Raw genomic sequence first — 12867 nt, 5'->3', positions numbered from 1 at the left:
CGCGGGCACCACCCCGGCCGCCAGGCCGGGCCGGCCCGCATGGGCCGCGCCCACCACGCCCGCCACCGGATCGGCCAGCAGCACAGGGGTGCAGTCGGCGGTCAGCACCGCCAGCGCGAGCGGCCGGTCGGTGACCACCGCGTCCACCGTCGGGGCCTGCCCGAGCGGCTGGCGCTCGGTCACCACGGCGACCTCGGCGCCGTGCACCTGGTTCATCCACACCACGTCGGCCGGGTCGAGCCCCAGCTGCCGGGCGGCCAGCGCCCGGTTCTCCCGCACGGCCTCCGGGTCGTCCCCCACCGCGCCGCCGAGGTTGAGCTCCCCGTACGGCGAAGTGCTCACCCCGCCCCACCGGGAGGTGAAGGCGAAGTGAGCACCCGCGCGGATCGCGTGATCGATCACTTAAGGAAGTCCGGGACGTCAAGCTCCTCGGCCGGGCTCTCCACGAACGGCTGCCGGGCCGGCTGCACCTGCGGCGGCACCGGGGCGGAGGCGGTCGTGGTGGCCGGGGTCTCGGCGGTGCGGCTCGGCGTGGCGGTCGAGGACTCGCCCTCCGAGCGGGAGGTCACCGAGCCGATGCTCCCGTACGACGGGCGGCCGGCCGGGCGCTCCGGGGCGGCCGGCGGGGTGGCCGGGCGCTCCGGGGTGGTGGACTTGACCACCGGGTCGCGGACGATCGCCGGCGGCTGCCCGCCGTCGAAGCCGGCCGCGATGACGGTGACCCGGACCTCGTCGCCGAGCGCGTCGTCGATGACCGCACCGAAGATGATGTTCGCCTCGGGGTGCGCCGCCTCGCTGACCAGCTGGGCCGACTCGTTGATCTCGAACAGACCGAGGTCGGAGCCGCCCGAGATGGACAGCAGCACGCCGCGGGCGCCGTCGATCGAGGCCTCCAGCAGCGGCGAGGAGATCGCCATCACGGCGGCGGCCTTGGCGCGGTCCTCGCCGCGGGCCGAGCCGATGCCCATGAGCGCCGAGCCGGCTTCCGACATGACGGACTTGACGTCGGCGAAGTCGAGGTTGATCAGACCCGGGGTGGTGATCAGGTCGGTGATGCCCTGGACACCGGAGAGCAGGACCTGGTCGGCCGAGCGGAACGCGTCGAGGACGCTGACCTGGCGGTCCGAGATGGACAGCAGCCGGTCGTTGGGGATCACGATGAGGGTGTCGACCTCTTCGCGCAGGGCGGCGATGCCGTCCTCGGCCTGGTTGGCCCGGCGCCGGCCCTCGAAGGTGAACGGGCGGGTGACCACGCCGATGGTCAGGGCGCCCAGCGAGCGCGCGATGTTGGCGACGACGGGCGCGCCGCCCGTGCCCGTGCCACCGCCCTCGCCGGCGGTCACGAAGACCATGTCGGCCCCCTTGAGGACCTCCTCGATCTCCTCGCGGTGGTCCTCGGCGGCCTTGCGGCCGACCTCGGGGTTGGCGCCGGCGCCGAGGCCCCGGGTGAGTTCACGGCCCACATCGAGCTTGACGTCGGCGTCGCTCATCAGGAGGGCCTGCGCATCGGTGTTGATCGCGATGAACTCGACGCCCTTGAGACCGACCTCGATCATCCGGTTGATGGCGTTGACACCACCGCCGCCGATTCCGACGACCTTGATGACTGCGAGGTAGTTCTGCGGTGCTGCCACGTCGAAGGCCTCTCGCCTCGAATTTCCGGGTCGGCCCGACCCGGAGCGGGGCCGTACCGACGGATGTCGATGGGTAGGGAGCCTGGTTTCTGACTGAATGTCCGAAATGCCGACCGCCGACCCCAACCCTAAACTTGACCTTTAGGGTTAGTTCTGTGTCTCCGTCACATCACCAGGAAACACAGTCTGGTGACACAGGACACTAGGTGGCTCCAGGCACGTGTTTCAACGAACACGCCGAGCTTCCCTTTTTCTTTTGAGCCTATGTGATCATCGGCCGGCATAGGAAACCGGGGGTGACCACCAAGAGTCGGGCCGACACTCCGAGGCGTCAACCCCTCCCTCAGGCAGAGAACCTACCGGATCATCCCGACACCGCCGGCGCCTCCGGCGCCGTCACGTCGAAGTTCGTACCCTTCTGGTTCATCAGCGCGACCAGCACCCGGGCCTTCCGGTCGATCTGCTCCGGACTCCCCCAGCGCACCGTCACACCCCCGCTGAGCTGCAACTCGATGTCGTCGTACGAGTGCACCAGCACCGAGCCGGCCCGCTTGGCGACCTCCGGCGGCAGCCCGGCGGCCACCGCCACCGCGCCCTGCACCAACTGCGAACGGGAGATCACCCCGTCGACGTCGTTCGCCTGCTGACTGAGGCGCAGCTCCACCACCGGAACACCGTCCGGAGGAGCCGGCTCGGTGGCGAAGCTCACGCCCCCGGCATCCACCTGGGTGAACTGGCCGTCCTCCCCCTTGACGGCGGCCACCGCCGTGCGCTGGACGACCTTCACCCGCAGGGTGTGCGGCCAGCCCCGCCACACCTCGGCCCTGGCCACCCGGGGGATCGCCTCCACCCGGTGCCGGGCGTCGTCCAGGTCCACGCGCGCCAGCGGCCCGTCACCGAGCCCGCCGACCGCCTCGCGGACCTGGTCCGCCGTCAGCTTGTCGTCGCTCGTCCCCTGGACGGCGACGCTGCGCACGTCCAGGACCGAGGAGAAGAACACCAGCCAGGCCAGCACGCCGAGCACCGTGACGCCGAGCGCGCCCAGCACCACGATGCCCCGCCGGGAGAGCCGGAGGCGGGGAGCGGACTCCTCCTCCTCCAGCTTCTCCTCCAGCGGGTCGGCGAGCCGGCCGTCAGCCACGGCGGCGGCCGCCGCGGTGGGCCTGGATCGCCTCGTAGACCATCCCGACCAGCAGGTCGTCGGCGTCCCGGCGGCCGAACTCGGCGGCCGCCCGGCTCATGTCCCAGAGCCGCTGCGGGTCGGTCAGCACCGGCAGCACGTTCTGGAGCACCCAGTCCGGGGTCAGCTCGGCGTCGTCCACCAGCAGACCGCCGCCGGCCTTGACCATGGGCTGGGCGTTCAGCCGCTGCTCGCCGTTGCCGATCGGCAGCGGGACGAAGGCGGCGGGCAGGCCGACGGCCGCCAGCTCGGCCACCGTCATGGCACCGGCCCGGCAGAGCATCATGTCGGCGGCCGCGTAGGCGAGGTCCATCCGGTCCAGGTACGGCACCGGGCGGTACGGCGGCATCCCGGGGACGTCCGCCACCTGCGGCAGCTCGTTCTTCGGGCCGACCGCGTGCAGGATCTGCACGCCGTATTGCTGGAGCCGCGGGGCGATCGCGGTGATCGTCTCGTTGAGCCGGCGCGCGCCCTGGGAGCCGCCGGAGACCAGCAGGGTGGGCAGCCGCTGGTCGAGGCCGAAGTACTGGCGGGCCTCCGGGCGGACCGCGTTGCGGTCCAGGGTGGCGATGGTCCGGCGCAGCGGGATGCCGATGTACCGGGAGTCCCGCAGCTTGCTGTCCGGCGTGGAGACCGCCACGAAGTCGCTGTAGCGGGCACCGATCTTGTTGGCCAGGCCCGGGCGTGCGTTCGCCTCGTGCACCACGATCGGCACCCCGGCGCGCTTGGCGGCCAGGTAGGCGGGCATCGCGACGTAGCCGCCGAAGCCGACCACGGCGTCCGCGTTGACCCGCTCGATGATCTCCTGGGCGGCCCGGACGGTGCCGCGCAGCCGGCCGGGGACGGTGATCAGCTCCGGGGTGGGCTTGCGGGGCAGCGGGACGGCCGGGATGAGCTCCAGCTGGTAGCCGCGCTCGGGTACCAGCCGGGTCTCCAGTCCGCGCTCGGTGCCCAGGGCGGTGATCCCGACGGACGGGTCGTGCCTGCGGAGGGCATCCGCGAGGGCCATGGCCGGCTCGATGTGACCGGCGGTCCCCCCGCCGGCGAGTACGACATGCACCGAAATTCACCGCTCCCTGCGTGCCGGCCCCGGGGCCGGGCGCGCTGTGGTTCGTCGTCGTGGCAGCACCCGGGCCAGTTGTCTCCTGATCCGGGAGTTCTTGCTCCGGGCGGCCAGGGCCGCCTTCGCGCCCGAGGAGCTGCGCGCCAGGCACAGCAGCACTCCGATCGCGGACATGGCCGACAGCATGGCGGAACCGCCGTAGGAGAACAGCGGGAGCGGGACGCCCGCGATGGGCAGCAGTCCCAGCGCCGACCCCAGGTTGATCATGGCCTGCGCCATGATCCAGGTGGTGGCGGCTCCCGCGGCGTACCTGACGAAGGGATCCTTCGTACCGATGGCCACACGGATACCCGCGTAGCCTAGTGCCGCGAAGAGACCGAGGACCGACAGCGTCCCCACCAGACCGAGTTCCTCACCCGTCGCGGCGAAGATGAAGTCGGTGTGCGCCTCGGGCAGCTGGCCCCATTTCTCCACGCCGGCGCCGAGGCCGGTGCCGAAGCCGCCGCCGTTGGCGAACGCGAAGACGCCGTGCAGGGCCTGGAAGCAGGCACCCTCCGGGTCGATCTTGGTGACGCCGATGCAGCTCAGCCGCTCCGCCCGGTGCGGGACGGTGACCACCAGGGCGGTGCAGACCACCGCCGCGACCCCGAGGGTGGCCACGAACAGCCGCAGCGGCGCGCCGACCATCCAGAGCAGCGCGAACACCATGGCCACCAGGATCATCGAGGTGCCCATGTCGCCGCCGAACATGATCAGCGCGAGCAGCAGCAGGGCCCCCGGCACCAGCGGCACCAGCAGGTGTTTCCACGAGTTGAGGGTGCCGGCCTTCTGCTTGCGGGCGAGTAGGTCGGCGCCCCAGAGCACCAGCGCGAGCTTGGCGAACTCCGAGGGCTGGAACTGGAAGAAGCCGAAATCCAGCCAGTTCTGGTTGCCGTTGATCCGCACCCCGATGCCGGGGATGGCGACCAGCGTGAGGGCGCCGATCACCCCGATCATCACCGGGTAGACGATCACCCGCAGCACCGCCAGCGGGACGGAGGCGAAGCCGATCAGCAGGACCAGGCCCAGGATCGCCGCGATCAGCTGCTTGAGGAAGTAGTACTGCGCCGTGTGGTGCTGGTTCAGGGCCAGGATCTGCGAGGCCGAGAAGACCATCATCAGGCCGAGCACGACCAGCAGCAGGGTGCTGCCGACGACCAGCAGGTACGGGGTGAGCGGCCGGTCCAGCCAGTACCGGACCCGGGCCCGGAAGGCCTGGACCCGGGCCAGCGGACCGGCCGACTTGTACTTGGTCGTGGTGGCGGAGATCACTCTCATCGGCTCGGCGGCATCCCGCTTCACAACGCCGGAATCCGCTCTGCCCTGCCCCGCCACCGCTCCCCGCTCACTTGTTCCGTCCGACGCCCTCGCCGGCCCGCCTACTCGCCCGCCAGCTCCCGGACGGCCGCCGCGAAGAGGTCGCCGCGCTCGCCGTAGTTGGTGAACATGTCCATCGAGGCGCAGGCCGGTGCCAGCAGCACCGTGTCACCCGATCGGGCGAGCGATGCGGCCGTTCGAACGACCTCGGTCATCGCCACCGCGCCAGTCTGGCCCTCGGCCGCCTCGATCACCGGCACATCCGGAGCGTGTCGCTCCAGCGCCTCCCGGATCACCGCCCGGTCCTGGCCGATCAGCACCACCGCGCGCAGCCGCTCGGCCGCGCCCTGTACCAGGTCGTCGAAGGTCGCGCCCTTGGCCAGGCCCCCGGCGATCCAGACGATCGGCCGGTAGGCGGCCAGCGAGGCGGCCGCCGCGTGGGTGTTGGTGGCCTTGGAGTCGTCGATGTACGTGACCTCGCCGACCACGCCGACCTCGGCGATCCGGTGGGCGTCCGGCCGGAAGGCCCGCAGGCCCTCCCGGACGGCCTTCGGCTCGACCCCGTACGCCCGGGCCAGCGCCGCCGCGGCGAGCGCGTTGGCGATGTTGTGCGGGGCCGGCGGGTTAACGTCCTCGACGGCGCCCAGCTCGGCCGCGTTCTTGGCCCGGTCCTCGACGAAGGCGCGGTCCACCAGCAGCCCGTCCACCACGCCGAAGTTCGACGGGCCGGGCGCGCCGAGGCCGAAGCCGATCGCCCGGCAGCCCTCCTCGACGTCGGCCTCGCGGACCAGCGCCTCGGTGGCCGGGTCGGCCAGGTTGTACACGCAGGCGACCACGTTGCCCTCGTAGATCCGGCCCTTGTCGGCGGCGTACGCCTCCATCGAGCCGTGCCAGTCGAGGTGGTCGGGCGCCAGGTTGAGCACCGCCGCCGAGTGCGGGCGCAGCGAGGGCGCCCAGTGCAGCTGGTAGCTGGACAGCTCGACGGCGAGCACGTCGTACGGCTCCTCGGCGAGCACCGCGTCCAGCACCGAGACCCCGACGTTGCCGACCGCGGCGGTGCGCCTGCCGGCGGCGGTGAGGATCGAGGCGAGCATCTGGACGGTGGTGGTCTTGCCGTTGGTGCCCGTGACGGCCAGCCAGGGGGCTGGCTCGCCGGTGCCCGGCAGCGGCTTGCGCAGCCGCCAGGCCAGCTCGACGTCGCCCCAGACCGGCACCCCGGCCGCCTCGGCGGCGGCGAACAGCGGGCTGTCCGGCGCCCAGCCGGGCGAGGTGACGATCAGTTCGGTGCCCTCGGGCAGGCTCGCGCCGTCGCCGAGCCGAACGGTGACGCCCAGCGCCTCCAGCTCGGCGGCCCGGGCGGCCAGGCCGGGCCCGCTGCCGCCGTCCACGACGGTCACCCGGGCGCCGAGGCCGTGCAGGACGCGCGCGGCGCTGATGCCCGAGACGCCGAGCCCGGCGACGGCGACCGGCAGGCCGCCGAAATCGGGGTTGGTCTGGTCAGGGTTGGTCATCCGGTCACCCATCCCGCGTAGAACAGGCCGAGGCCGACGGCGACGCACAGGCCCTGGATGATCCAGAACCGGACCACGATCAGGACCTCGGTCCAGCCCTTGAGTTCGAAGTGGTGCTGCAACGGCGCCATCTTGAAGACGCGCTTGCCGGTCATCCGGAAGGAGCCGACCTGGATGATCACCGAGAGGGTGATGATCACGTAGAGGCCGCCGAGCAGGGCGAGCAGCAGCTCGGTGCGGGAGCAGATCGCCAGACCGGCCAGGGCGCCGCCGAGGGCGAGCGAGCCGGTGTCACCCATGAAGATCTTGGCGGGCGAGGTGTTCCACCACAGGAAGCCGAAGCAGGAGCCCATCAGGGCGGAGGCCACGACGGCGAGGTCCAGCGGGTCGCGGATGTCGTAGCAGTTGGCGGTCGCGGTGATGGCGTAGGCGCAGCTCTGGGTGTGCTCCCAGATGCCGATGAAGGTGTAGGCGCCGAAGACCATCACCGAGGCACCGGTGGCGAGGCCGTCCAGACCGTCCGTCAGGTTCACGCCGTTCGACATCGCGGCGATCATGAAGTACGCGAAGATGACGAACAGGACGGGGCCGATCGCCCACTTGAAGTCCCGGACGAAGGACAGGCTCTGGGACGCCGGGTTGAGCCCGCGGTCGTCCGGGAACTGCATCGCCAGGACGGCGAACCCGAGGCCGACGATCGACTGGCCGGCCAGCTTCGCCTTGGCCCGCAGGCCCAGCGAACGCCGCTTGACCACCTTGATGTAGTCGTCCAGGAAGCCGACCAGGCCGAGGCCCGCGGTCAGGAAGAGCACCAGCAGCCCGGAGGCGGTCGGGCTCTCGCCCGTTATCGCCTTCGTGGCGAAGTACGCGATCAGGGTCGCCAGGATGAAGGCGATGCCGCCCATGGTGGGCGTGCCCTTCTTGCTGTGGTGCGCCTTGGGGCCGTCGTCGCGGATGTACTGGCCGTAGCCGTGCTTCGCGAGCAGTTTGATCAGGGCCGGGGTGCCGAGCAGCGACAGGACGAGGCCGATCATCCCGGAGAAAAGGATCTGCTTCATTATTCGGCCACACCGTCCGCCAGGAGGGCCTCGGCCACCTTCTCCAGCCCCACCGAACGGGAAGCCTTCACCAGGACCACATCCCCCGGTTGCAGCTGACTGCGCAGCAGCTCGACCGCCGCGTCCGCGTCGGACACCAGCACCGACTCCTCACCCCACGAACCTTCGTTCCTCGCGCCGAGTTCCATGCAGGCCGCCTCGCGTCCGCCGACCGCCACCAGCTTGGTGACGTCCAGCCGGACGGCGAGCCGCCCGATGGCGTCGTGCTCGGCCAGGCTCTCCTCGCCGAGCTCCCGCATCTCGCCGAGCACCGCCCAGGTGCGGCGGCGCTCCGGGCCCCGGCCCCCGATCGAGACCAGCGCCCGCAGCGCGGCCCGCATCGAGTCGGGGTTCGCGTTGTAGGCGTCGTTCACGACGGTGACACCATCGGCCCGGTCGACGACCTCCATGCGCCAGCGGGACAGCGCACCCGCTTCGCCCAGGGCTGCCGCGGTGTCGTCGACGGACATCCCGAGCTCCACCGCCACCGCGGCGGCGGCGAGGGCGTTCGAGACGTGGTGCTCACCGTACAGGCGCAGCTGCACGGGCGCGGAACCGGCCGGGGTGGTGAGCGTGAACGATGGCCGCCCGGTGGCGTCCAGGCGAACGTCCGTGGCCCGTACGTGGGCGTCCGGTGATTCCCCGAACAGGACCACCTTCGCCTTGGTACGGGAGGCCATCGCGCGCACCAGCCGGTCGTCCGCGTTGAGGATCGCGGCGCCGTCGGCGGGCAGCGACTCGACCAGTTCGCCCTTGGCCTCGGCGATCGCCTCCTGGGAGCCGAACTCGCCGACGTGGGCGGTGCCGACGTTGAGGACCAGGCCGATCCGGGGCGGGGTGATCGAGGTGAGGTACTCGATGTCGCCCTTGTGCCGGGCGCCCATCTCCATGACCAGGTGCCGGGTGCCGGCCTCGACCCGCAGCGCGGTCATCGGGTGGCCGATCTCGTTGTTGAGCGAGCCGGGCGGGTAGACGGTCTCGCCGTGGCGCTGGAGCAGCTGGGCGATCAGGTCCTTGGTGCTGGTCTTGCCGGCCGAGCCGGTCAACGCGACCACGGCGGTGCCCTCGGCGCGGGCGACCACGGCGCGGGCCAGCCGGCCGAGCGCCTCCACCACACTGTCGACCAGGACGGCGGGCACGCCGACCGGGCGGGAGGCCAGCACCGCGACGGCACCGTCCTCGACCGCCTTGGCCGCGTACTCGTGGCCGTCCACGTGCTCGCCGACGAAGGCCGCGAACAGGCCGCCGGGGCTCACCTTCCGCGAGTCGACCTCGACCGGGCCGGTGACCAGGGCGTCCGGGTCGGCGCCGTCCAGCGTGCCTCCGACGGCGGCGGCCACCTCGGCGAGGGTCAGTGCGATCACTGCTGCTCTACTCCTCGGTCGCCCCGCGCGGTCGGGGTCTGCGTGATGGATTCGCGCAGCACCTCCCGGTCGTCGAAGGGGCGGATCTCGTCTCGTACGTACTGGCCGAGCTCGTGGCCCTTGCCGGCCACCAGCACGGTGTCCCCCGCCTGGGCGCGGGCGACGGCGATCCTGATCGCCTCGGCCCGGTCGGGGACGACCAGGACGTCCCCGCGCTCGGCCTCGGGCACCGTGGCGGCGCCGGTCAGCATGGTGGCGAGGATCGCCAGCGGGTCCTCGCTGCGCGGGTTGTCGCTGGTCAGCAGGGCGGTGTCGGCGAGGCGGGCGGCGATGGCGCCCATCGGGCCGCGCTTGTGCGGGTCGCGGTCGCCACCGCAGCCGACCACGACGTGCAGCCGGCCCCTGGTGACCTCGCGCAGCGAGGCGAGGACGGCCTGGAGGGCGTCCGGCTTGTGCGCGTAGTCGACGACGGCGACGAACGGCTGTCCGGCGTCCACCCGCTCCAGCCGGCCCGGCACGCCGGGGACGGCGGCGACGCCGGCCACGGCCCGCTCCAGCGGCAGCCCGGCGGCGACCAGCACGGTGATCGCGGCGAGCGCGTTGGCGACGTTGAACGGGCCGGGCAGCGGGACGGAGGCCTCGGCCTCGGCGCCGTCCGGGCCCAGCACCCGGAAGGTCGAGCCGACCGGCCCGAGCCGGACGTCCAGGGCCCGCCAGTCGGCCTCGGCGGCGCCGGTGGCGGAGAAGGTGGTCACCGGGATCTTGGCCTCGGCGGCGAGCCGGCGGCCGTACTCGTCGTCCAGGTTGATCACACCGTGGCGGGACTTGCCGGGCTGGAAGAGCCTGGCCTTCGCCTGGAAGTAGTCCTCCATGTCCGGGTGGAAGTCGAGGTGCTCGGGGGTCAGGTTGTTGAACAGCGCGACGTCGTACGCGACCCCGTCGGTGCGGCCGAAGACCAGGGCGTGGCTGGAGACCTCCATGGTCACCGCGTCGGCACCGCGCTCGGCCATCACACCGAGGATCGCGTGCAGGTCGGTGGCCTCGGGGGTGGTGCGCTCGCTCTTGATCCGCTCCTCGCCGACCCGCATCTCGACGGTGCCGATCACGCCCGGGCTGCGCCCGGCGCCGCGCAGGCCGCCCTCGACCAGGTACGAGGTGGTGGTCTTGCCGTTGGTGCCGGTCAGCCCGATCATCAGCATCCGCTGGGAGGGGCGGCCGTAGACGATCGCGGCGAGCTCGCCCATGACGGCCCGCGGCCGGTCGACGACCAGCAGCGGCAGGCCGGTGGGGGCCGCCAGCTCGGCGCCGGCCGGGTCGGTGAGCACCGCCACGGCGCCGCACTCCGCGGCCCTGGCGGCGAAGGCCGCGCCGTGGTGGTTGGCGCCCGGGAAGGCCACGTACACGTCGCCCGGGCGGACCGCGCGGGAGTCGTGGGTGACGCCGCTGACGGCGCCGCCCTCGACGGGCGCCAGGCCCAGTGCGACGGCCAGCTCGGCGAGTGGCAGGGCGGTGGTCCCGGTCGGGCGGGGCGGACTCACGGTGGTTTGATCGGGTTTCGGCACGGCGGGAAGGCTATCCGTCGAAGGGCGTCCAGGGCCAAACCGGCCCTCCGCCGCGCCGTGCTCCGGCCCGGCCGGTTCGTTGTTCATCGCTCGCTCACGGCTTCCACTCGACGGGCAGGTTGGGCGCCGGGCTGCCGCTCGGCGGGACCTGCATGGTCTTCAGGGTGAACTCCATCACTTGCTTGAACACCGGGCCGCACAGCTGGCCGCCGAAGTGGCCGTTGACCGGGCCCTGGAGGGTGCAGGAGACGGTGTAGCGGGGGGCGTCGGCAGGGGCGAAGCCGATGAAGGAGGCGGTGTAGCCGTCGTAGCCCTTGCCGTCGGCGGCGCCCCGGTTGGCGGTGCCGGTCTTGCCCGCGACCCGGTAGCCGGGGATGGCCGCCTTGCCGCCGGTGCCCTGCTCGTCGTCGACGACCGACTCCAGCATCGAGGTGAGGGTCTTGGCCGTCTCCGGGCTGACCACCCTGGTCTGCTCCGCCGGCGCGCTCGGCGTGTACTTGCCGTTCGGGTCGCTGACGCCCTGGACGATGCTGGGCGCGACCCGCACCCCGCCGTTGGCGATGGTCGAGTAGACCGAGGTGGCCTGGAGCGCGTTCATCTGCATCGGGCCCTGGCCGAAGGAGATGTTGTACTTCTCCGAGGCGACCAGGTCCTCCGGCTTCTTGAGTTTTCCGGAGGTCTCCCCCGGGAAGCCCAGGCCGGTCGGCTGGGCCACGCCGAACTTGCGCATGTAGCCGTCCAGGACCTTGTTGGCCTCCAGCTGGTCGCCGCCGCCGAGGGTCTCGACGGCCTCGATGGTGCCGATGTTGGAGGACTTGGCCAGCACCCCGGCCAGGGTCAGGTACCAGGTGTCGTGGTCGACGTCGTCCTTGAACTGCTGCCCGGCCCGGACCAGCCGGTTGGGCACCGTCACCTTGGTGTCCCAGGTGGCCTTGCCGGAGTCCAGCACGGCGGCCATGCTCATCAGCTTGGCGGTGCTGCCCGGCTCGTACGCGTCGCCCAGGGCGGCGTTGCCCAGCTGCGCCTGCTTGGACAGGCTCAGGTCGTTCGGGTTGAAGCCGGGTGCGGTGGCCATCGCGATGACCTGACCGGTCTTCACGTCCTGGACCACCACGTAACCCTTCTCCGCGCCGGAGTTGGCCACCTGGTCGGTGATCGCCCGCTGGGCGGCCCACTGGATGTCCCGGTTGATGGTCAGCTTCACGTCGCTGCCCGGCACGGCCGGCTCCATCGAGCCCCCGGCGGTGGGCACCAGCCGCCCGCCCGACTGGGCGTAGCTGCTGTGGCCGTCCTTGCCGGCCAGCAGCTTCTGGTACTGGAGCTCCAGGCCGCCGGCGCCCTCGCCCTCGGCGTTGACGAAGCCGACCAGGTTGGCGGCCAGCCCGTCCGCCGGGTAGATCCGCTTCTGGGTCTCCCGGTTGAACACCCCGGCCAGCGGGTTGGCGCACTCGTTGTCCACCCTGGTGCGCCCGCCCTGGTCGGCGGGCTTGCCGAGCAGCTTCTTCTGGGCCTGGCAGGCCCGCGAGCCGGCCTGCTTCTCCAGGCCCGACTTGAGGTCGCTGATCTGCCTCTTGGCGGCCGGGGTCTGCTGGGCCGCGAGCCGCTTGTAGCGGCTCTTGGGGGTGTGCAGGTCGGCGGCGATCTTCTCCTTGGGCACGCCGAGGATCGGCGACAGCAGCGCGGCCGCCTGCTCCGGCGCGTCCGGGAGTCCGGTCGCCTCCGGGGTGAACATCGCCGGGTCGGCGGTGATGTCGTACGCGTCCACGGTGGCCGCCAGCGCGACCCCGTCGGAGGACGTTATGGAGCCGCGCTCGGCGGTGATCGGGATGTTCAGGTAGCGGTTGGTGTTGGCGTCGGCGGCCAGCGCGTCGGCGTCCACCAGCTGGAGCTGCACCAGGCGGCCCGCGAAGACGGAGAACACCAGCGACAGCACCACGGTGATCACCCGCAGCCGGCGCTTCGGCTCGGCCAGCTTGAGCGCCCTGGGGCGCAGCGGCGGACGGCTCTTCGGTCGCACCGCCGCCTGGCTGCGGGCCGGCGGCCGCCCCTCGGGGCGGCGCTGCTGCGGCGTCCGCGGGGTACGGCCGGCGGAGGCCGACT

At 72.2% G+C, this 12867-nt stretch carries 10 protein-coding genes; all 10 read right to left on the bottom strand.

From position 1 onward, the window contains the following. Nucleotides 1-402, bottom strand: a 402-nt coding sequence (locus KS423_RS23375; RefSeq protein ID WP_224281582.1) for a polyphenol oxidase family protein, incomplete at its 3' end; no start/stop codon positions are given. After that, the gene (ftsZ, locus tag KS423_RS23370; RefSeq protein ID WP_224281580.1) at nucleotides 399-1634 is read right to left on the bottom strand and encodes a cell division protein FtsZ; all 1236 of its coding nucleotides are present in this window, start codon (nucleotides 1632-1634) and stop codon (nucleotides 399-401) included. The genes ftsZ and KS423_RS23375, both read right to left, overlap by 4 nt. 364 nt (nucleotides 1635-1998) lie before the next feature. Next, complete coding sequence (locus KS423_RS23365; protein WP_224281578.1) at nucleotides 1999-2775, bottom strand: FtsQ-type POTRA domain-containing protein; 777 nt, start codon at nucleotides 2773-2775, stop codon at nucleotides 1999-2001. Then, nucleotides 2768-3874, bottom strand: a complete 1107-nt coding sequence (gene murG, locus KS423_RS23360) for an undecaprenyldiphospho-muramoylpentapeptide beta-N-acetylglucosaminyltransferase (protein WP_224281576.1) — start codon at nucleotides 3872-3874, stop codon at nucleotides 2768-2770. Before murG ends, KS423_RS23365 begins: the two co-directional genes overlap by 8 nt. Nucleotides 3875-3880: 6 nt before the next feature. Beyond that, the gene (ftsW, locus tag KS423_RS23355; RefSeq protein ID WP_224281574.1) at nucleotides 3881-5194 is read right to left on the bottom strand and encodes a putative lipid II flippase FtsW; all 1314 of its coding nucleotides are present in this window, start codon (nucleotides 5192-5194) and stop codon (nucleotides 3881-3883) included. A 101-nt stretch (nucleotides 5195-5295) separates the two neighbouring features. Further along, the gene (murD, locus tag KS423_RS23350; RefSeq protein ID WP_224281572.1) at nucleotides 5296-6744 is read right to left on the bottom strand and encodes a UDP-N-acetylmuramoyl-L-alanine--D-glutamate ligase; all 1449 of its coding nucleotides are present in this window, start codon (nucleotides 6742-6744) and stop codon (nucleotides 5296-5298) included. Further along, nucleotides 6741-7802 (bottom strand): phospho-N-acetylmuramoyl-pentapeptide-transferase, encoded by a 1062-nt coding sequence (gene mraY / locus KS423_RS23345; RefSeq protein ID WP_224281570.1) that lies wholly within the window; start codon nucleotides 7800-7802, stop codon nucleotides 6741-6743. Before mraY ends, murD begins: the two co-directional genes overlap by 4 nt. Continuing rightward, entirely contained in the window at nucleotides 7802-9205 is a 1404-nt protein-coding gene (gene murF, locus KS423_RS23340; protein ID WP_224281568.1) for a UDP-N-acetylmuramoyl-tripeptide--D-alanyl-D-alanine ligase, read from the bottom strand. The genes mraY and murF overlap by 1 nt, the downstream gene beginning before the upstream one ends. Beyond that, complete coding sequence (locus KS423_RS23335; RefSeq protein ID WP_224281566.1) at nucleotides 9202-10854, bottom strand: UDP-N-acetylmuramoyl-L-alanyl-D-glutamate--2,6-diaminopimelate ligase; 1653 nt, start codon at nucleotides 10852-10854, stop codon at nucleotides 9202-9204. Before KS423_RS23335 ends, murF begins: the two co-directional genes overlap by 4 nt. Before the next feature lie 7 nt (nucleotides 10855-10861). After that, a partial coding sequence (locus KS423_RS23330; RefSeq protein WP_224281565.1) for a penicillin-binding protein 2 occupies nucleotides 10862-12867 on the bottom strand: 2006 nt, incomplete at its 5' end.

This window comes from Streptomyces sp. LS1784 (assembly GCF_020103755.1).
Lineage (GTDB): Bacteria > Actinomycetota > Actinomycetes > Streptomycetales > Streptomycetaceae > Kitasatospora.
Note: the sequence above shows the minus strand (reverse complement) of the source record. Positions and strands in the feature narration are given on the sequence as shown.

Bases quoted from the DNA above. Each gene is read 5' to 3' on its own strand.
- ftsW (WP_224281574.1), bottom strand. From the start codon at position 5,194: ATGAGAGTGATCTCCGCCACCACGACCAAGTACAAGTCGGCCGGTCCG.
- murD (WP_224281572.1), bottom strand. From the start codon at position 6,744: ATGACCAACCCTGACCAGACCAACCCCGATTTCGGCGGCCTGCCGGTC.
- mraY (WP_224281570.1), bottom strand. From the start codon at position 7,802: ATGAAGCAGATCCTTTTCTCCGGGATGATCGGCCTCGTCCTGTCGCTG.
- KS423_RS23335 (WP_224281566.1), bottom strand. From the start codon at position 10,854: ATGAACAACGAACCGGCCGGGCCGGAGCACGGCGCGGCGGAGGGCCGG.